Genomic DNA, 16,717 nt, shown 5'->3' with positions numbered 1-16,717 from the left:
GCAAGACAGACAGCAGTTTCTCAGCCTTCATAGCCCTCGCAGCGACCGTTATTCGCCTCAGATGAACGTCAACAGGCCCTAGGTTGATTACAGACATCGTATCCAGTTTGTGGCTATGCAGGAAATCACCCCGGATGATGGGTGCCAACAGTAGAAGTGCAATCAGTCCCGACGTCAAACTTGGCAGAAACTGATGACTCTTCGGGAAGAACCAGAACGAATATGATGGGTAGGTCAGGCTTCCTATGATGCAAGCTGCAATCAAGCAGACGAAAGCGAAAAGGTTTCTGTGCATCGGGTTGAGTTGGCGTATTTCCTTCAGCATCAAATTTTCCTGAAGCAATATGTTTTGCGACTCGCAAGCGCGTTGTGAAAATAGCGATATTGACCGCTATTCCTAAAGAAAACCCAAACTTCGTTCAAATGTCCATCAAAAGCCCACGCGCCCCCACATTCAACGCGCGTCGCGCAGGTAGTCCATCACCGAGGCGCGCACCGACATGTCGCCGCGGTCGCGGGCGGCGTGGATGACGTCGCGCAGGGCGTCCAGGTCGACGCGGCGCAGCATGTGCTTGACCGGCCCGATGGAGGCCGGGCGCATCGACAGCACCGGGATGCCCATGGCGGCAAGGCAGGCGGCCTCGATCGGGCGGCCCGCGTCCTCGCCACAGAAACTGAGCGTGGTGCCCGAGGTGCGGCAGCGTCCGACGATCTGTTCCAGAAAGGTCAGGAACGACACGTTCAGCGTGTCGTAGCGGCGGCGCACCCGTTCGTTTTCGCGGTCGGCGGCAAAGAAGAACTGTTTGAGGTCATTGCCGCCGATGGACAGGAAATCCACCTCGGCAAAGAACTTGTCGGGGGCAAAGGCCAGGCTGGGCGTTTCCAGCATCGCGCCAATTTCCAGGCTTTCGGGCAGGACATGGCCCAGGATCTTTTCGCGGGCCATGGCCTTGTCCATCTCGGCCCGGGCGGCGCGGTATTCGTCGTATTGCGCCACGAAGGGAAACATCACCGTCAGGGGGCGACCATTGGCGGCGCGCAGCAGCGCCTGCAACTGCATCCGCAGCACGCCCGGCTTGTCCAGCCCCACCCGGATCGCGCGCCAGCCAAGCGCGGGGTTGGGTTCGTCATTGGGTTTCATGTAGGGCAGGACCTTGTCCGACCCGATATCCAGCGTGCGGAACACCACGCGCCGCCCCTTGGCTGCGTCCAGCACGCTGGAGTAAAGCGCGGCCAATTCCGACCGGCGCGGCATCTGGTTGCGGATCAGGAATTGCAGCTCGGTCCGGAACAGGCCGACGCCCTCGGCGCCCGACCCTTCGAGGCTGGGCAGGTCGGCCATCAGGCCTGCGTTCATCTGCATCCCGATGGTCTTGCCGCACAGGGTCGTGGCGGGCTGGTCGCGGATCGAGGCATAGCGTTCCTGCGCATCGGCCTGCATCGCGATCTTGTCGCGAAAGGCGGAGGCCACGGTGTCGTCGGGGCGCAGGTGCACGGTGCCCTGATCGCCGTCCACAAGGATCGGATCGCCGTTCAGCGCCTCGGTGGTGATCCGCTCGGCGTGGATGACCAGCGGGATCGCCAGCGCGCGGGCGACGATGGCGGCATGGCTGCCGACCGACCCCTCTTCGAGCACGATGCCGCGCAGGGCACGGCCATAGTCCAGCAACTCTGCCGGGCCGATGTTGCGCGCGATCAGGATCGGATCGGCGGGCATTTCCGCCCCGGTCTGCGCGCCCTGGCCGGTCAGGATGCGCAGCAGGCGGTTGGACAGGTCGTCCAGATCGTGCAGGCGCCCGCGCAGATACGGATCGCTGACCTGGGACATGCGCGCGCGGGCGGTGGACTGTTCCTTTTCAACGGCCGCCTCGGCGGACAGGCCACGCCCGATGTCCTCTTCCATGCGGCGCATCCAGCCCTTGGAATTGGCGAACATGCGATACGCCTCGAGCACTTCCATCTGTTCCTTGTCGCCGGTCGCGGCCCCGGCCAGCATTTCATCGACGCGCACGCGCAGGTGATCGACCGCCTCGTTCAGGCGCTCCTGCTCTTTCACCGGGTCCTCGGCCACCGGGTTGGTGACAACGACGCGCGGTTCGTGCAACCAGACATGGCCGCGCGCGGCCCCTTCCTGCGCGCAGGTGCCGCGAAACATCACCGGCTGCTGGTGGCGGGCCTTGAGCGCGGCGCCTTCGCCGGTAAACGCCCCCAGTTCGGTCATCTCGGCCAGCACCATGGCGACCACTTCAAGCGCGTAGGCCTCGTCAGAGGAAAACTGCCGCGCCTCTTTGGACTGCACCACAAGCACGCCCAGTTTCTCGCCCAGCCGCTGCACCGGGATGCCAAGGAACGAAGAATAGATCTCTTCGCCGGTCTCGGGCATGAAGCGAAAGCCTTTTTCCTTGGGGGCATCGGCCGAGTTGATGATCTTGCCGGTGCGCGCGACGCGGCCCACCAGACCCTCGCCCATGCGCAGGCGGGTCTGGTGCACGGCTTCGGGCTTGAGCCCCTCGGTCGCGCAGAGTTCCAGCGTTTCGGGATCGCGGAACAGATAGACCGAACATACCTCGGTGCCCATCGAATCCGCGATCAGATGGGTGATCTTGTTAAGCCGCTCCTGCCCCTCGGCCTCTTCGGCCATAGTGTCGCGCAACCGGCGCAGCAGCTTGCGGCTTTCGCTTTCCGTCGTTTCGGGCATGTGCTTTGCCGCTGTCCCTCTGGTGCATTGGCCGAAAGATATCCGGCCCGCCCCGTTAAATCACAGGGCAGGCCGAAAATGAACGGGATTCTTGCGCATACCGGGCGAAGATCCGCGCGGCAATGCGATCCATGCGTGTAAATCGGGCAGACAGGGTCAGGCGGGTTTTTCCAGCTCGAACGCGTCATGCAGGGCCTGCACGGCCAGCTCCATGTATTTGCGGTCGATCAGCACGCTGATCTTGATTTCCGAGGTGGCGATCACCTTGATGTTGATGCCTTCGTCCGACAGCGTCTTGAACATCCGCGCGGCGACACCCGACTGGCTGCGCATACCGATGCCCACGGCGCTGATCTTGGCCACGTTGGTATCGGCGACCAGATCGCGATAGTTGATGTGGCCTGCGGTCTTGGCCTCTCCCAGTGCCTTTTCGGCGCGCTTTACCTGATCGACCGGGCAGGAAAACGTCATGTCGGTGCGGCCCTCGTCGGCGATGTTCTGGATGATCATGTCGACATTGATGCCCGCCTCGGCCAGCGGGCCGAAGATGGCGGCGGCGATGCCGGGGCGGTCGGCGACGCTGACCAGCGTCATCTTGGCCTCGTCGCGGCTGTAGGCGATGCCGGATACGGGACGGTTTTCCATGACTTCCTCCTCATCGCAGACCAGCGTGCCGGCCGTGTCGGATTGTTCCTCGAAACTGCTGAGCACGCGCAGCTTGACCTTGTAGCGCATCGCCAGCTCGACCGAGCGGGTCTGCAGCACCTTGGCCCCCAGGCTGGCCAGTTCCAGCATTTCCTCGAAACTGATCTTGTCAAGTTTGCGCGCCCGGGACGCGATGCGCGGGTCGGTGGTGTAGACGCCATCGACATCGGTGTAGATGTCGCAGCGTTCCGCCTCGAAAGCGGCGGCAAAGGCCACGGCGGTGGTGTCCGATCCGCCCCGGCCCAGGGTGGTGATGCGGCCCTCGGGGCTGACGCCCTGAAAGCCCGCGACCACGGCCACGCGCATGCCTTCGGCGAATTTGGCCATGATGTTGGCGGGGGGGATATCCTCGATCCGCGCGGCGCTGTGCGCGCTGTTGGTCACGACCGGCACCTGCCAGCCCTGCCAACTGCGGGCGGGCACGTCCATTTCCTGCAAGGTCAGCGCCATCAACCCGGCGGTCACGTTCTCGCCCGAGCTGACGATGGCATCGTATTCGCGCGCATCATAGAGCGGCGAGGTTTCCGAGACAAAGCCCACCAGCTTGTTGGTTTCGCCCGCCATGGCCGAGACGATGACGATCACGTCATAGCCCTTGGCCACCTCGACGCCCACGCGCTTGGCGGCGCGGCGGATGCGGTCCAGAGTGGCGACCGAGGTGCCGCCGAATTTCATCACGAGAACGGGCATGACGCTCCCCAGTCATCAGGTTTGGCGGGGTGTATGACGCCTGTGTGAAAAGGGCAAGATGGCTTGATCAGCGCCGGTAATCGGCGGGCCGCAGGGTTTGCGCGTTTGCCATGGTTTCAGCCCCGTCCACGATGTCGGTGTTCTGCGCCGCCGCGACGATCCAGCCGTCGGACGTGTTGCGGGCCACAAAGCTCAGGATCGTGCGGCGCGGTCCGGCTGTGGTGCCATCGGGCAGGCGTTGGCCGGTCAGGGTATATCGGCACTGCACCACGGCGACATCCTCGGTGACTTGGCTGACCCGGATCGTGCCGGGGCGCAGCGTGCTGTCGGCGAAAAAGCTGCGCAGGGCATAGTCATGCGCCGCCTCGATCGCCGCGCGGTCGTGCCACCACAGCCCCACCACGTTGACGAATTCGGCATCGGGTGCGAACAGCGCCGCCAGCGCGTGGGCATCGCGCGCCATCCAGGCGTCTGCAAAGGCCTGCGGTATCTCTGCGGGGTCTTGCGGCAGGCCGGTCAATAGGGGTGATCCCGCCCGTCCCAGGTGCGAAAGCAACCGGTGCTGGCGGGGTCCAACTCGTCAAACCTTGCGATCAGGCCGGTCGCGGCCGCGTCCTGCGTGATCTCGGCCGTGCTGCCGCCCATGTCGGTCTGGACCCAGCCGGGGTGATAGATGCCCACCGCGATGCCCATGGGGGCCAGGTCCGTAGCCAGGTTGCGCCCGAGGTTCAGCGCCGCCGCCTTGGAGGCGCGGTAGATGTAGCTGCCGCCGGGCGCGCGGGTGTGGCTGGCCATCTGGCTGGAGATGATGGCGATTTTCGGCCGGTCCGACAGGCGCAGGTTTGGCAGCAGTTCCTGCACGGTCAGGAACACGCCGGTGACATTCACCGCCAGTTGATGCGCCCACATGTCGGGCGGAAAGCCGTCGGACAGGCTCTGGCCCTTGTCCAGATAGACGCCGGCGTTGCAGATCAGCAGATCGACGGGCTGGCCCTCCAGCGCCGCGTCCATCGCGCGGATGTCCCGCTGCCGGGTCACATCCACCTGCAGCAGCCCATCGCCGCCGCCCGTCGATGTGCCGGTGACCCGGTCTCCGCGCGCGGCATAGCCATCTGCCAGTGCCTGCCCGACGCCCCGGCTGGCGCCGGTGATGACGATATGCATGGTCTGATCCTTTCCGTAGGGTGGGTGCCAACCCACCACCCCATCAGTTCGATTTGCGCCCCGGCAGGAAGGGCAGCGGGGCTACCGGAATGCCATCCTCTATAAGCTTCTTTGCCTCGTCGGCGCGGGCCTCGCCATAGATCGCGCGCTCGGGCGCGGTGCCGTCGTGGATCGCGCGTGCTTCGCTTGCGAAGTTCAGTCCGACATAATCGGAATTCGCCTCGATCTTCTTTTTCAGCGCGGCAAGCGCCTGCTCGGCGGGGTTGGCCGGGGCGGACAGGGGGCGGCTGGGGGCGGGTTCGGGCGCGGCAGGCAGATGACCCGAGGCCTTGCGGGCAGGGCGCACGCGCGGCGCCATCAACGCCTTTTCCACCTTACCCGAGCCGCAGACGGCGCAGACGACCATGCCTGCGGTCTTGAGCTTGTCAAAAGCTTCGGCGGACTGAAACCAGCTGTCGAACTGGTGCTCATCGGCACATTTCAGGGTGTAGGTGATCATTGCGTCCCCGTAACAGCATCATGACAACAGATAACCAGCGGCGGGGAAAGATCAAGTTACCGCCGCCAAGCGCCGGGGTCGAAGTTGCGGATCAGCTCGGCCAGTTCCGGCTCGTCCACGCGGGCGGCGGCCTTCTTGCGGCCAAACCACTTGCGGCGGCGCTGGCGGGCCTCGGGGAAGTGGCTGTCGAGCGATTTGACCGCCACCGGAAACACCAGCGCGATGCAGGGTTCCAGCTGCTGCCGCCCCAGCAGCTTGCGATAGGAATACATGCCGACGAAATCGCGCCCGACGCGACCGCGCACCCCGGCCTCTTCCCAGGCTTCGCGCAGCGCGGCCTTGGCCGGCGAGCGACCTTTCATGGGCCACCCCTTGGGGATGATCCAGCGCCCGGTGCCGCGCGATGTGACCAGCAAAAATTGCGGCTTGTCCTTGCGGATGCGAAAGCACAGCGCGGCATATTGCGTCCGGATGCCGCCGCGATGCCCGAAAGACGTGAACGGCACAAAGGGATGTGTCACCTGACGTCTCCTGCCACGGGTCGCGTTGGGTGATTTGTTGCCCGAAAGCCGACATGGTTCAAGACCGGATCGGCGTGCTTGCACGTTTCACGGGCTGGCGGTAATCGGGGCGCATGGTGACACAGATCTCGCATAAGGCGCATGTGCGCGCGATCCTCGTTCTGGGGGTGCCGTTGATCGGCAGCCATCTGGCGCAGTTTGCCGTCACGCTGACCGATGCCGTGATGCTGGGCTGGTATGACGTTCAGGTGCTGGCGCAGCAGGTGCTGGGCGGCATGCTGTTCTTTACCCTGTTCATCATGGGGTCGGGATTCGCCTGGGCGGTGATGCCGATGGTGGCCGAGGCCGAAAGTGCGGGCCGCGTGACCGAGGTGCGGCGCGTCACCCGCATGGCGCAATGGCTGTCGGTGCTGTTCGGCTCGGTGTGCATGCCGGTGTTCTGGTGGTCGGGGCCGCTGTTGCTGGCAGCCGGGCAGGAGCCCGCCGTGGCGCAGGGCGCGCAGGATTACCTGCGCATTGCCGGTTGGGCGATCTTTCCGGCGCTGTTCGTGATGGTGCTGAAATCCTACCTGTCGGCACTGGAGCGCGCGCAGGTGGTGCTGTGGGTCACGGTGGCGGCGGTGGTGGTCAATATCGTGGTCAACTATGCGCTGATCTTCGGCAACTGGGGCGCGCCCGAGATGGGCATCAAGGGGGCGGCCATCGCCTCGCTGGTGGTGCAGGCGGTGTCGGCGCTGGGGCTGGGCATCTATGCCGCCGTGGTGACGCCCGAGCACGCGCTGTTCGCCCGCGTCTGGCGCCCGGACTGGGAGGCGTTCCGCGCCGTGTTCCGGCTGGGCTGGCCCATCGGCATCACCAACCTGGCCGAGGTGGGGCTGTTCGCCGCCTCGTCGCTGATGATGGGCTGGCTGGGCACGTTGCAACTGGCCGCCCACGGCATCGCGCTGCAGGTCACGTCGGCGATGTTCATGGTGCATCTGGGCCTGTCCAATGCCGCCACCGTGCGCGCCGGGCGCGCGCTGGGGCGGGGTGACCTGCACGGGTTGCGGCGCGGCGGCGTGGTGATCATCGTCATTTCGGCCATCATGGTCGCGCTGACCGTGGCGCTGTTCCTGCTGGCCCCCGCGCCGCTGATGGCGCTGTTTCTGTCGCCCGACGATCCCGACCGCGCGGCGGTGGTGGCCATCGGCGTGGGGCTGCTGGCGGCGGCGGCGCTGTTCCAGCTTGTCGATGCGGCGCAGGTGATGGCGCTGGGTCTGCTGCGCGGGGTGCAGGACACGCGGGTGCCGATGGTGATTGCCACGCTCAGCTATTGGGCGGTGGGCGTGCCGATCAGCTATGTGCTGGGTTTTCCGCTGGGACTGGGCGGCGTGGGCATCTGGCTGGGGTTGGCGATCGGGCTGGCGCTGGCAGGCGTGTTCATGATGTGGCGGTTCTGGCGGATCAGCCTGCCGCGCCTGGACGCGGCCGGGCTGGTGTCGGCCGAGTGATTTCACCCACATGTGCGTTGTGCGTGATCTGCTGTCCGTGCTTTGGCTGGCAGTGCCCAACCGACCGGAGAGTGCAGATGACCGCCCGCAAAATCGCCATCGCGGCCCTTGCCGCCATGATGTGGACCGCGCCTGCACAGGCGACCGGGCCGGTGTCGTTCGACGGTGCATGGCAACAGCAGACATTTCCGCGGCTGGATGCCAACACCTACGGGTTTGGTGGCAGCAGTTTGACCCTGCGCTCGGACGCGGCGGTGTCGCTGGTGTGGCGCGCGCTGGACCAGACCTTCTGGCCCGCGCGGTCGGCCACGTGGCGATGGTCGGTCACCACCGGCACGCCGCCCACCGATCTGGGCCGCAAGGGCGGCGATGACCGCAACATGGCGATCTACTTTGTGTTTCTGCCGCAGGACAAGGCCGCGGGCGCCGACGGGTCGGGCATCGGGCGGTTGCTGCGCGACCGTGATGCGCGGGTGCTGGTCTATGTCTGGGGCGGTGATCACCGGCGCGGCCAGATGCTGGACAGCCCTTATCTGGGCGATCGCGGCAAGACGGTCGTGCTGCGCCGCGCGGGCACCGGCGCACATGACGAGGCGGTTGATCTGGCCGCCGATTTCACCCTTGCGTTCGGCACCGCGCCGCAGGCGTTGCTGGGGCTGGCCGTTTCGGGTGACAGCGACGACACCAACAGCCGGATCGATGCCCGGCTGGAGCGGCTGGTTCTGCGCTAGCGCGGCGCCTAGTCGTTTGTGATCCCGTGTTCGGCCAGCATGCGGTCGGCCTTTTTGCGCACCAGAACCGTGCGCAGGTCATGCATCGCCAGCAGCAGCGTGTCGGTCACAAGCTCCAGTTGCTCGTCCGTGGCGCGGGTCTGGGCCCAATGGGTGGTCTGGTTCAGGTAATCCACCGCGCGGTGAATGTCGTCGATGTCGCGCTCGGCCAGCACGCGGACCCGTTCGGCCATCCAGTCGCGGATGGCGGTCAGGTCATCATCCGACAGGCTGCGCTCGCCATGGGGCTTGATCTGGCCGTTGTTTATGTTGACCACGGCGATCTGGTCCATCTCGATGCGGCGCTGCCGGTTCTCGGTATCGACACGGAACACGAAAGCGCCGTTGTCGCGCACGCGAAAATAGTAGGGGGGCAGCTCGCCAGCCATTCGTTAACCTGTCGTTCGTTTTCACGGGGCGGCTTTAGCGCAATTGACCGCAAAAGTCGCCAATTCTGTTGCAGGCCTCGGCAAGGGCTGCGTCCGATGTGGCATAGCTGATACGAAAGGCGGGTGACAGGCCAAAGGCCGCACCGAACACCACGGCCACGCCCGTTGCCTCGAGCAGGGTGGTGGCAAAGGCCTCGTCGCTGTCGATCCGCGTGCCGTCCGGCGTCTGCCGCCCGATCAGCCCGGCAATCGACGGATAGACATAGAACGCGCCTTCGGGGCGGGGGCAGGTGATGCCGGGGATCGCGTTCAGCGCATCCACCACCAGATCGCGGCGGCGCACGAAGGCGCGGTTGTTCTCGGCGATGAAATCATGCGGCCCGTTCAGCGCGGCCAGCGCCGCGTGCTGGCTGATCGAACAGGGGTTCGAGGTGGATTGCGACTGCATCTTGCGCATGGCGGCGATCAGCGGCTCGGGGCCGGCGGCATAGCCGATGCGCCAGCCGGTCATGCAATAGGCCTTGGACACGCCATTGACCGTCAGGGTGCGGTCATACAACGCCGGTTCGACCTGCGCCGGGGTGCAGAACCTGAAATCGTCATAGGCCAGATGTTCGTACATGTCGTCCGTCATCACATGCACATGTGGGTGGCGCAGCAGCACGTCTGTCAGCGCCTTCAGCTCGTCCCATGTGTATCCTGCGCCGGTGGGGTTGCTGGGCGAGTTGAACAGGAACCACTTGGTGTTGCGGGTGATCGCGGCCTCAAGCTGGTCTGCGGTGATCTTGAAGGCATTGTCCAGCGTGGCGCGGATGAACACCGGCTGACCACCCGCCAGCAGCACCATGTCGGGATAGCTGACCCAGTAGGGTGCGGGGATCACCACCTCGTCGCCGGGGTTCAGCGTGGCCATCAGCGCGTTGTACAGCACCTGCTTGCCGCCGGTGCCGACGCTGACCTGCGCCGGGTCATAGTCCAGCCCGTTGTCGCGGGCGAACTTGTCGCAGATCGCCTGTTTCAGCGCCGGGATGCCATCGACCTGGGTATAGCGGGTATGCCCGGCCTCGATCGCGGCGATGCCTGCGGCGCGGATATGTTCGGGCGTGTCGAAATCGGGCTCGCCCGCCGACAGGCTGATGATGTCGCGGCCCGCGGCCTTCAGCTCGGCGGCCTTGTTGCTCATCGCGATGGTGGGTGACGGTTTTACGCGTGAAAGCGTCTGAGACAGAAAGGACATGACCGACCCCCGGTTTTATTCGACACTGCGATGTCATAGGCTTGCGCGCAAATGCGATCAAGCACGATCGCGGGAACGGAGAGACATGGAACAGACCGACACGACCGACTGGTATGGCCCGGATGCCGCCACCTTTGGCGACCGGCTGGCCGCCGCACGAGATGCCGCCGGCATGACCCAGAAACAACTGTCCAAGCGGCTTGGCGTCAAGCACAGCACGCTGGACGCCTGGGAAAACGATCTGAGCGAGCCGCGCGCCAACCGGCTGTCGATGCTGGCCGGCATCCTGAACGTCTCGATCGTCTGGCTGCTGACGGGCGAGGGGGACGGGCTGACCGCGCCCGAGGACGAGTCCACGATTCCGCCCGAGATCAACGACCTGCTTATCGAGATCCGTGATCTCAAGACGCAGATCACCGCCTCGGCCGACCGTCTGGGGCGGCTGGAAAAGAAGTTGCGCCTGACGCTGAAATCCGGCACCTGACGGGCATGGAAGAACAACGCGACACACGGTTGAAACGGCTGCGCATGCGGTCGATGCGGCGGGGCATCAAGGAGATGGACATGATCCTGATCCGGTACTCGGATGCGCGTCTGGACGCGCTGTCAGAGCCTGATCTGGACCTGTATGATGCCCTGCTGGAGGAAAACGATCAGGACCTGTATCAATGGGTCTCGGGGCAGGTGCCCCCGCCCGCACGGTTCGACCCGTTGATCGCGGATATCCGCCAGACCATCAGCGCCACTGAATAGATCGCATTTTACAAACCATTTTGGGGGTTTAACCCAATATTCGGCTTTATGCCCCAGTGTCCGATCCCGAGCAGTCACGGACGGAGACACGGACATATGAGCATGCACAGCAGATTGCCCGCCGCAGGTCAGCAGGGCTTTATGGGTGGCTATCTTGAGGCGCTGGCGCTGGTCGAACGGCTGCACCGTTTGCTGCTGGATGTCATCAAGGACGAGTTCGAGCGCGTCGGCGTGCTGGACATCAACGCGGTGCAGGCGCTTCTGTTGTTCAACATCGGCGACAACGAGGTGACGGCGGGCGAGCTGAAAACCCGCGGCTACTATCAGGGCAGCAACGTCAGCTACAATCTGAAAAAGCTGGTCGAAATGGGCTACATGCACCACCAGCGGTGCGAGGTTGACCGCCGCTCGGTCCGGGTGCGGCTGACCCAGAAGGGGCGCGATATCCGCGATGTGGTGGGCGACCTGTTCGCGCGCCATGCCGACGGGTTGCAGGAAAAAGGCGTTCTGGGGGTCGATGGCATCGACGAGATCACCCATGCCCTGCGCCGCGTCGAACGCTACTGGAGCGATCAGATCAGGTATATCTACTGATGCGGTGGGGCAGTGGCGGCCTGCCCGATCTGAACGGAAAGTTCGCGCAGCAGCTTGCGGCGCATGGCGTCTTGAAAATCCTCGAAGCCTGCAGCGCGGATCACGAATGCCCCGGGGCCGCGAATGACCTGATCGCGGTAATGCGCCACCAGATCGCCCGGGTCGGCGTGATCCAGTGCCGGGTCATCCACCACGATGGCCAGCCCGTTCACGGTGACATCGGCCAGCGTGCCGCGTGCATAGGCATTGCCGGGTCCAGGCCCGTCATTGTGGATACCATCACCCGAGAGATCCAGGATCTGGCGGTCGCAGGGCGGGGCGCGGGTGAAACGGGCCTCGGCGAAGTCCAGCGCGCGCCCGATCGCGGTGGCGAAATCCGCATAGCTGCGGGTGCTGTTGGCAATGTGCGCCGACGCGCGGTCAATCGCCTGCGGGCTGTCGAGGATCACCCAGTCCATGACACTGTCCTGCTGAACCTGGCCGCTCCACTCGAACACCGACAGGACGACGCCTTGCCCCGGCACCGACAGGATCGCCTCGGCCACATCGGGCGCGGCAAGGGCTGCGGCCAGCCCCTGCCGTTGCAGCCGGTCCTCGGCCGCATCGACCGAGGACGAGATATCCAGCCCCAGCAGCAGCGCCAGCCGGCACCCCGCCTGCGCAGGCTGCCCCAGCGCCATCAGCGCCAGGGTCGCCAGCACGCGCGCGGCCGGTGTGGCCCTCACCAATGCCCGGTGTTTTCCATGCTGGCCCAGGGTTCGGCCGGTGCCAGCGGATCGCCCATCTGCAACAGCTCGACCGAGATGTTGTCGGGGCTGCGCACAAACGCCATGCGCCCGTCGCGCGGCGGGCGGTTGATGGTCACGCCATTGTCCATCAGGTGCTGGCACATGGCGTAGATATCCTCGACCGCATAGGCCAGATGCCCGAAATGGCGGCTGTCGTCGGGCAGCGCATCATCGCCATCCCAGTTGTAGGTCAGCTCGACCGGGCATTCCTCCTGCCCCTCGGGGGCCATGAAGATCAGCGAAAACCGCCCCTCGTCGCTGTCATAGCGGCGGGTTTCCTTCAGGCCCAGCAGGGCATAGAATTTCATGCTGGCGTCAAGGTCTTTGACCCGGACCATGGTGTGCAGATACTTGATGTTCATGTGCTCGCTCCTGTTCAACGCTCTGGGGCGGACCTTAACTTTCAGACCCGGAATGTCGAGTCTCAGAAGGTCGAGCGGATGCCCAGTTCCATGCCGACGGCATCGGCGTCATACAGCCCGACATTGGATGCCGTGCGGCTGGCCGACAGCGAAACAACCGGGCTGAAGCCGTAATAATCCAGATCGCGGAACCACATCTGAAGATGCGCGGCGACGCGGTTGTCGGTGCGGCTGCCTGCGGCAAAGGGCGTGCTGGGATAGTCGCGCGACGACAGGCTGAGCCCGTAGCTGATGTCGGCCCCCCACAGCGGTTTGGCCAGCGCATGGGTCAGCCCCAGCGTCAGCCCGGTATAGTCGGCCACGCTTTGCGACGAGGTGCTGTCGTCGATGCCGATTTTCCAGATCAGTTCGCCGCCCTGATCCAGTTTCTGGCGCAGATTGGCATCCAGTCCGATCTTGTCGGCATGCGGGGCTGCCGCGCCGCGCACCTGTTCCGCCGAGACATCCAGCCGCAACCGGGTCTTTGGCCCGATGGGCCGGGTCATGCCTGCCGACAGGCGCGCAAATTCCGCATAGGGATCACCGCCATAATGCGTGGCCCCGACCAGCGCCCCCAGCGTGTATTCGCTGCGCATGTCTTCGGTTTTCCAGCGCCGCGTCAGCCCTGCGGCAAGCGACGTCGTGGCGAAATCCGATCCCTTGGCACCAGGGGCCTTGGCCTTGGCCGACGAACTGAGCGCATAGGTCTGGTGATAGGCGGAAAAGGTCAGGTCCGTCGCGCTGCGCGACCGCTCGTTCAGCCGATAGCGCAGGGCCGCCCCCAGCGACGTTTCGATGCCCGACAGGGCAAGTGCCGTGCCGCCAAGCGACACCTCGACAAACTCGCGGGTGAACGGGTCGAAAAAGGTCGATCGCCCCGTGGTCGAGCCATTGTTGACGTTGGAATTGGGCGCCACGTTGAAGCTGAGCTGCACCGTGACCGGCGTGCGCGCGCGCACGTACCGAAAGTCGCGCACCGCAGCCTGCCGCAGGCGATCATTCGGGGCGTGCTGCGCCGCGCGTCGCAGCCAGAACTGCGCCCGCATCCGCTGATCGCCCGAGGCCAGCGCCTGCGCCATCATCAGGGCGGCGGCGTGTTTTTGCGCATCCGTGCGGGACAGATCCCACGCCTGCGACGCGCGTTCCCGCGCCGTCGGCATGTCGCCCAGGTTGCGATGTGCGCGCGATGACAGCAGCAGGGCGTCGTGATCCGCGGCATCGCGCGCCACCAGCGCCTCGGCCAGGTCCGCCGCCTGACGGTGCTGCCCCGAGTCCAGCGAGACGATCACCGCCGCGCGCACCTCTTGCGGGGACAGCGCGGTGCCTTGGGCAAACGCGACAGGGGCGGCAAGAGTTGCCGCCACCGTCAGGGCCTGAAAAAGGCGTTTCATAGCGGCAGACCCGCCTAGCGTTCCAGGATAAACCCGCCGGTTTCCCGAACGGTCACATCGGTGAAACGCGGGTCGTCGGATTCCACCACGACAACGCCTACGATCTCGCCGCCGTCACCGGCAGTGTGGTCGCCCGACAGGACAATGTAGTAGTTTCCTTCGTCGAGTTGATCGCCGAAGGCGGTGCTGAAGGCATTGCCCGTCGCCTCGCCGTTGCCGTCCATCACGTTCGGGCCAACTTCGAACCGGATCGTCGGCACCTCTGTCACCGGGGCCGCGCCTGTCGGCCTGTCGTCGTTCAGCGCAGTAATATAGCCCGCCGTCCTGTCGCCGCCATCGACGTCAAAGAACTTCCGGTTGCTCACCACGCCCCGGATGGCATCGGCACAGGTGGCGCCGCTGCAATTGTTGCGGAAGCCTTTGAAATCTACATCCACGGTCATGTCGCCGGTCACATATTCCAGACCGCCAGCGCCGCTGAAGTCGCGGATGCCACCGTAATCACCGGAATAGGTCGCCTGACCCTCTTGCGGCAGGACCACGCCGCCGCTGCGCTGATACACGAAGCCGCCAAATCCGTACTGGATATACGAGCCGGTGCGCACGATGGCGAATTCCGTGTTGCCGCTGGTGCTGACCCCGTAAAGCGCGCGGTGTTCCATCTGCGCGATGGGCGTGCCGGTCAGGAAATCGGGCGCGGTCGTCGGCCCTTCATACAGCGCTTAGGCGCCGAGGTTCGAGGGTGTCGAGCGCACATAGGGCGTACCGTCAGGCTGGTTTCCGTCGAACGCGAGGCCATCGACAAAGAAGGTGTCGGTGTCGCCGTCAAAGCGAATGGTATTCGCAAACCCGTTGCCATAGGTCTCGTCGTCGCGGTTCGCGGCGCGGGCTTCGGTCCGCACGATCCCGGTGGCGGGTGTGGGGTTGCTGGTGCCGGGGGGCAGGGTGCCTTCGCGGTCGATGCCGGGCGTGTCGGTGCCGGGATCCGTGCCCGGATTGTTGGGATCGGGCTCTTCTGCGGGCGGATCGAACGGGTTCGTTCCGTCGCCACTACATGCAGCCACGCCCATGGCGGCCACCAACATCAACGCGTAAGGTTTCATCGCGCCTGTCCCTTTCTGCTCTGCCTCTTGCCCGCTTGTTTCGCGCCAGCAGGCTTTTGTTGGGAAAATAGTCGGCAAAGCGGTTCCAAAGTCAACGGCGCAGGCGCGGGCTGTCGCAGAAAACCCGCCCACCGCGACCATTCTGCAACCCACGCGATATGGGCTTTTTCGCGCCCGCCTCCGCAAGATATAGTGGGGCAACGACTCGCCAGACCCAGAAAGGACGCGCCATGCCGCTTTCCCCCGACCAGCAGGCCGAAATCGACGACCTGCGCCAGACCGCGCAACCGACCCTGCGGGCCACCGCGCCGGGGATCGAGGCGCATCTCTACACCGCCATCCCGGTGCTGGATCACGGCTTTGTCCGCGTCATCGACTACATGGGCGACGACTCTGCCATCTGTCAGGCGGCGCGCGTGTCCTATGGCAAGGGCACCAAATCGGTCAGCAATGACGAGGGTCTGATCCGGTACCTCATGCGGCACTGGCATTCCACCCCGTTCGAGATGTGCGAGATCAAGCTGCACGTCAAACTGCCGGTGTTCGTGGCGCGGCAATGGATCCGGCACCGCACGGCGAATGTGAACGAATATTCCGCCCGCTATTCGATCCTTGACCGCGAATTCTATATCCCCGCGCCCGACGCGCTGAATGCGCAATCGGTGGTCAACAACCAGGGCCGGGGCGAGGCGCTGAGCGGCGAAGAGGCCGAGCGCGTCCTGCGCTATCTGCGCGACGACGCGATGCGCGCCTATGACCATTACGAAGAGATGATTTCGCAGGACGGCCAGCAGGGTCTGGCCCGCGAACTGGCCCGCATGAACCTGCCCGCCAATATCTATACCCAATGGTACTGGAAGGTCGATCTGCACAACCTGCTGCATTTCCTGCGCCTGCGCGCCGACGCCCACGCGCAATACGAAATCCGGGTCTATGCCGATGCGATCTGCAAGGTGGTGGCCGATTGGGTGCCCTTTGCCTATCGCGCCTTCGAGGATTACCGCATGGGTGGTGCCACGCTGAGCGCCACAGCCCTTGATTGCGTCCGCCGGATGCTGAAAGGTGAGAAGGTCACGCAGGAAACCTCGGGCATGTCCAAGGGCGAATGGCGGGAGTTTGTGGGGGTTTTGGAAGAATGAGCGCTGAGAAAGTGAATAAAACGTCTGAAGTGTTTGGTGTCAGTAGAGAAATACCGCTCAATTACGTTGAGAGAACGAATGTCGATGACAAGTTTATTTCATGCCTCGCGATGCAGAAGCATGTGATTATCTTTGGTAGCTCGAAACAAGGAAAAACAAGCCTCCGAAAGCACTGTTTGAATGAGGACGATTACATCCTCGTTCAGTGCCGGAATGGGTGGGGTCTTGAGAAACTAGCTGAAGGAATATTGAAGCAGGCTGGATATGCCGTTGAAGTGTCTTCAGAACGAACTGTTGAGAACCGCTCTAGTCACCCGGAACCAAATTTGCCATCATTGATGTGAGGCGAACTTTGGGGGGTATGGCATGCGGGGTCGGGTATCTA

21 protein-coding genes are annotated in these 16,717 nt (G+C 64.5%); 7 read left to right on the top strand and 14 right to left on the bottom strand.

The annotated features are described in order from the left end of the window. The 7 genes from ACFTOW_RS15055 to ACFTOW_RS15025 all read right to left on the bottom strand — a co-directional run. On the bottom strand, positions 1-325 hold a 325-nt coding region (locus ACFTOW_RS15055; protein ID WP_379917135.1), incomplete at its 3' end, for a hypothetical protein. Positions 326-454: 129 nt separating this feature from the next. After that, positions 455-2,698: a phosphoenolpyruvate--protein phosphotransferase gene (gene ptsP, locus ACFTOW_RS15050; RefSeq protein WP_379917133.1), complete on the bottom strand. Its 2,244-nt coding sequence runs from the start codon at positions 2,696-2,698 to the stop codon at positions 455-457. Positions 2,699-2,854: 156 nt separating this feature from the next. Continuing rightward, a complete protein-coding gene (locus ACFTOW_RS15045; RefSeq protein WP_379917130.1) occupies positions 2,855-4,093 on the bottom strand; it encodes an aspartate kinase in 1,239 nt (412 codons plus the stop codon). Between the two features lie 67 nt (positions 4,094-4,160). Further along, positions 4,161-4,613 (bottom strand): SgcJ/EcaC family oxidoreductase, encoded by a 453-nt coding sequence (locus ACFTOW_RS15040; RefSeq protein ID WP_379917128.1) that lies wholly within the window; start codon positions 4,611-4,613, stop codon positions 4,161-4,163. After that, positions 4,610-5,257: an SDR family NAD(P)-dependent oxidoreductase gene (locus ACFTOW_RS15035; protein ID WP_379917126.1), complete on the bottom strand. Its 648-nt coding sequence runs from the start codon at positions 5,255-5,257 to the stop codon at positions 4,610-4,612. Before ACFTOW_RS15035 ends, ACFTOW_RS15040 begins: the two co-directional genes overlap by 4 nt. Before the next feature lie 43 nt (positions 5,258-5,300). After that, positions 5,301-5,756, bottom strand: a complete 456-nt coding sequence (locus ACFTOW_RS15030) for a DUF1178 family protein (protein ID WP_379917124.1) — start codon at positions 5,754-5,756, stop codon at positions 5,301-5,303. A gap of 56 nt (positions 5,757-5,812) precedes the next feature. Next, positions 5,813-6,277, bottom strand: coding sequence for an NUDIX hydrolase (locus tag ACFTOW_RS15025; RefSeq protein WP_379917122.1), 465 nt, complete (start codon positions 6,275-6,277; stop codon positions 5,813-5,815). A 113-nt stretch (positions 6,278-6,390) separates the two neighbouring features. Between ACFTOW_RS15025 and ACFTOW_RS15020 the strand changes: the two genes are divergently transcribed. Together ACFTOW_RS15020 and ACFTOW_RS15015 are read left to right on the top strand one after the other, a co-directional pair. Beyond that, positions 6,391-7,767, top strand: coding sequence for an MATE family efflux transporter (locus tag ACFTOW_RS15020; RefSeq protein ID WP_379917119.1), 1,377 nt, complete (start codon positions 6,391-6,393; stop codon positions 7,765-7,767). A 77-nt stretch (positions 7,768-7,844) separates the two neighbouring features. Further along, complete coding sequence (locus ACFTOW_RS15015; RefSeq protein WP_379917117.1) at positions 7,845-8,498, top strand: DUF3047 domain-containing protein; 654 nt, start codon at positions 7,845-7,847, stop codon at positions 8,496-8,498. Positions 8,499-8,506: 8 nt separating this feature from the next. Here the strand turns inward: ACFTOW_RS15015 and ACFTOW_RS15010 are convergent, their stop codons facing one another. Next, positions 8,507-8,926, bottom strand: coding sequence for a hypothetical protein (locus tag ACFTOW_RS15010; RefSeq protein WP_379917115.1), 420 nt, complete (start codon positions 8,924-8,926; stop codon positions 8,507-8,509). Between the two features lie 34 nt (positions 8,927-8,960). After that, complete coding sequence (locus tag ACFTOW_RS15005; protein WP_379917113.1) at positions 8,961-10,163, bottom strand: pyridoxal phosphate-dependent aminotransferase; 1,203 nt, start codon at positions 10,161-10,163, stop codon at positions 8,961-8,963. 85 nt (positions 10,164-10,248) lie between these two features. On the opposite strand from ACFTOW_RS15005, the gene ACFTOW_RS15000 reads away from it, so the two are divergent. The 3 genes from ACFTOW_RS15000 to ACFTOW_RS14990 all read left to right on the top strand — a co-directional run bounded on the left by ACFTOW_RS15000 (position 10,249) and on the right by ACFTOW_RS14990 (position 11,510). Continuing rightward, entirely contained in the window at positions 10,249-10,647 is a 399-nt protein-coding gene (locus tag ACFTOW_RS15000) for a helix-turn-helix domain-containing protein (RefSeq protein ID WP_379917111.1), read from the top strand. Between the two features lie 5 nt (positions 10,648-10,652). After that, positions 10,653-10,916 (top strand): FAD assembly factor SdhE, encoded by a 264-nt coding sequence (locus ACFTOW_RS14995; RefSeq protein ID WP_379917109.1) that lies wholly within the window; start codon positions 10,653-10,655, stop codon positions 10,914-10,916. 96 nt (positions 10,917-11,012) lie between these two features. Then, on the top strand, positions 11,013-11,510 hold the full coding sequence (locus ACFTOW_RS14990) for a MarR family winged helix-turn-helix transcriptional regulator (RefSeq protein WP_379917107.1): 498 nt from the start codon (positions 11,013-11,015) through the stop codon (positions 11,508-11,510). Here the strand turns inward: ACFTOW_RS14990 and ACFTOW_RS14985 are convergent. The 5 genes from ACFTOW_RS14985 to ACFTOW_RS14965 all read right to left on the bottom strand — a co-directional run bounded on the left by ACFTOW_RS14985 (position 11,504) and on the right by ACFTOW_RS14965 (position 15,193). Then, entirely contained in the window at positions 11,504-12,235 is a 732-nt protein-coding gene (locus ACFTOW_RS14985; RefSeq protein ID WP_379917105.1) for a DUF1194 domain-containing protein, read from the bottom strand. The genes ACFTOW_RS14990 and ACFTOW_RS14985 overlap by 7 nt on opposite strands. After that, entirely contained in the window at positions 12,232-12,660 is a 429-nt protein-coding gene (locus ACFTOW_RS14980) for a VOC family protein (protein ID WP_379917103.1), read from the bottom strand. The genes ACFTOW_RS14985 and ACFTOW_RS14980 overlap by 4 nt, the downstream gene beginning before the upstream one ends. A 62-nt stretch (positions 12,661-12,722) precedes the next feature. Next, the gene (locus tag ACFTOW_RS14975; RefSeq protein ID WP_379917101.1) at positions 12,723-14,090 is read right to left on the bottom strand and encodes a surface lipoprotein assembly modifier; all 1,368 of its coding nucleotides are present in this window, start codon (positions 14,088-14,090) and stop codon (positions 12,723-12,725) included. Positions 14,091-14,104: 14 nt separating this feature from the next. Continuing rightward, on the bottom strand, positions 14,105-14,752 hold the full coding sequence (locus ACFTOW_RS14970) for a hypothetical protein (protein ID WP_379917099.1): 648 nt from the start codon (positions 14,750-14,752) through the stop codon (positions 14,105-14,107). Positions 14,753-14,812: 60 nt separating this feature from the next. Continuing rightward, on the bottom strand, positions 14,813-15,193 hold the full coding sequence (locus ACFTOW_RS14965) for a hypothetical protein (RefSeq protein ID WP_379917097.1): 381 nt from the start codon (positions 15,191-15,193) through the stop codon (positions 14,813-14,815). 230 nt (positions 15,194-15,423) lie between these two features. Here ACFTOW_RS14965 and thyX point away from each other — a divergent pair, with 230 nt between their 5' ends. Continuing rightward, complete coding sequence (gene thyX, locus ACFTOW_RS14960) at positions 15,424-16,332, top strand: FAD-dependent thymidylate synthase (RefSeq protein WP_379917095.1); 909 nt, start codon at positions 15,424-15,426, stop codon at positions 16,330-16,332. Next, positions 16,329-16,676 (top strand): hypothetical protein, encoded by a 348-nt coding sequence (locus tag ACFTOW_RS14955; RefSeq protein WP_379917093.1) that lies wholly within the window; start codon positions 16,329-16,331, stop codon positions 16,674-16,676. Before thyX ends, ACFTOW_RS14955 begins: the two co-directional genes overlap by 4 nt. Positions 16,677-16,717 lie beyond the last annotated feature (41 nt).

It is taken from the genome of Lacimonas salitolerans, from assembly GCF_042677865.1.
Taxonomy (GTDB): domain Bacteria; phylum Pseudomonadota; class Alphaproteobacteria; order Rhodobacterales; family Rhodobacteraceae; genus Lutimaribacter; species Lutimaribacter salitolerans.
Note: the sequence above shows the minus strand (reverse complement) of the source record. Positions and strands in the feature narration are given on the sequence as shown.

Bases quoted from the DNA above. Each gene is read 5' to 3' on its own strand.
- ptsP (WP_379917133.1), bottom strand. From the start codon at position 2,698: ATGCCCGAAACGACGGAAAGCGAAAGCCGCAAGCTGCTGCGCCGGTTG.
- ACFTOW_RS15045 (WP_379917130.1), bottom strand. From the start codon at position 4,093: ATGCCCGTTCTCGTGATGAAATTCGGCGGCACCTCGGTCGCCACTCTG.
- ACFTOW_RS15035 (WP_379917126.1), bottom strand. From the start codon at position 5,257: ATGCATATCGTCATCACCGGCGCCAGCCGGGGCGTCGGGCAGGCACTG.
- ACFTOW_RS15030 (WP_379917124.1), bottom strand. From the start codon at position 5,756: ATGATCACCTACACCCTGAAATGTGCCGATGAGCACCAGTTCGACAGC.
- ACFTOW_RS15020 (WP_379917119.1), top strand. From the start codon at position 6,391: ATGGTGACACAGATCTCGCATAAGGCGCATGTGCGCGCGATCCTCGTT.
- ACFTOW_RS15015 (WP_379917117.1), top strand. From the start codon at position 7,845: ATGACCGCCCGCAAAATCGCCATCGCGGCCCTTGCCGCCATGATGTGG.
- ACFTOW_RS15010 (WP_379917115.1), bottom strand. From the start codon at position 8,926: ATGGCTGGCGAGCTGCCCCCCTACTATTTTCGCGTGCGCGACAACGGC.
- ACFTOW_RS15005 (WP_379917113.1), bottom strand. From the start codon at position 10,163: ATGTCCTTTCTGTCTCAGACGCTTTCACGCGTAAAACCGTCACCCACC.
- ACFTOW_RS15000 (WP_379917111.1), top strand. From the start codon at position 10,249: ATGGAACAGACCGACACGACCGACTGGTATGGCCCGGATGCCGCCACC.
- ACFTOW_RS14995 (WP_379917109.1), top strand. From the start codon at position 10,653: ATGGAAGAACAACGCGACACACGGTTGAAACGGCTGCGCATGCGGTCG.
- ACFTOW_RS14990 (WP_379917107.1), top strand. From the start codon at position 11,013: ATGAGCATGCACAGCAGATTGCCCGCCGCAGGTCAGCAGGGCTTTATG.
- ACFTOW_RS14980 (WP_379917103.1), bottom strand. From the start codon at position 12,660: ATGAACATCAAGTATCTGCACACCATGGTCCGGGTCAAAGACCTTGAC.
- ACFTOW_RS14975 (WP_379917101.1), bottom strand. From the start codon at position 14,090: ATGAAACGCCTTTTTCAGGCCCTGACGGTGGCGGCAACTCTTGCCGCC.
- ACFTOW_RS14970 (WP_379917099.1), bottom strand. From the start codon at position 14,752: ATGGAACACCGCGCGCTTTACGGGGTCAGCACCAGCGGCAACACGGAA.
- ACFTOW_RS14965 (WP_379917097.1), bottom strand. From the start codon at position 15,193: ATGAAACCTTACGCGTTGATGTTGGTGGCCGCCATGGGCGTGGCTGCA.
- thyX (WP_379917095.1), top strand. From the start codon at position 15,424: ATGCCGCTTTCCCCCGACCAGCAGGCCGAAATCGACGACCTGCGCCAG.
- ACFTOW_RS14955 (WP_379917093.1), top strand. From the start codon at position 16,329: ATGAGCGCTGAGAAAGTGAATAAAACGTCTGAAGTGTTTGGTGTCAGT.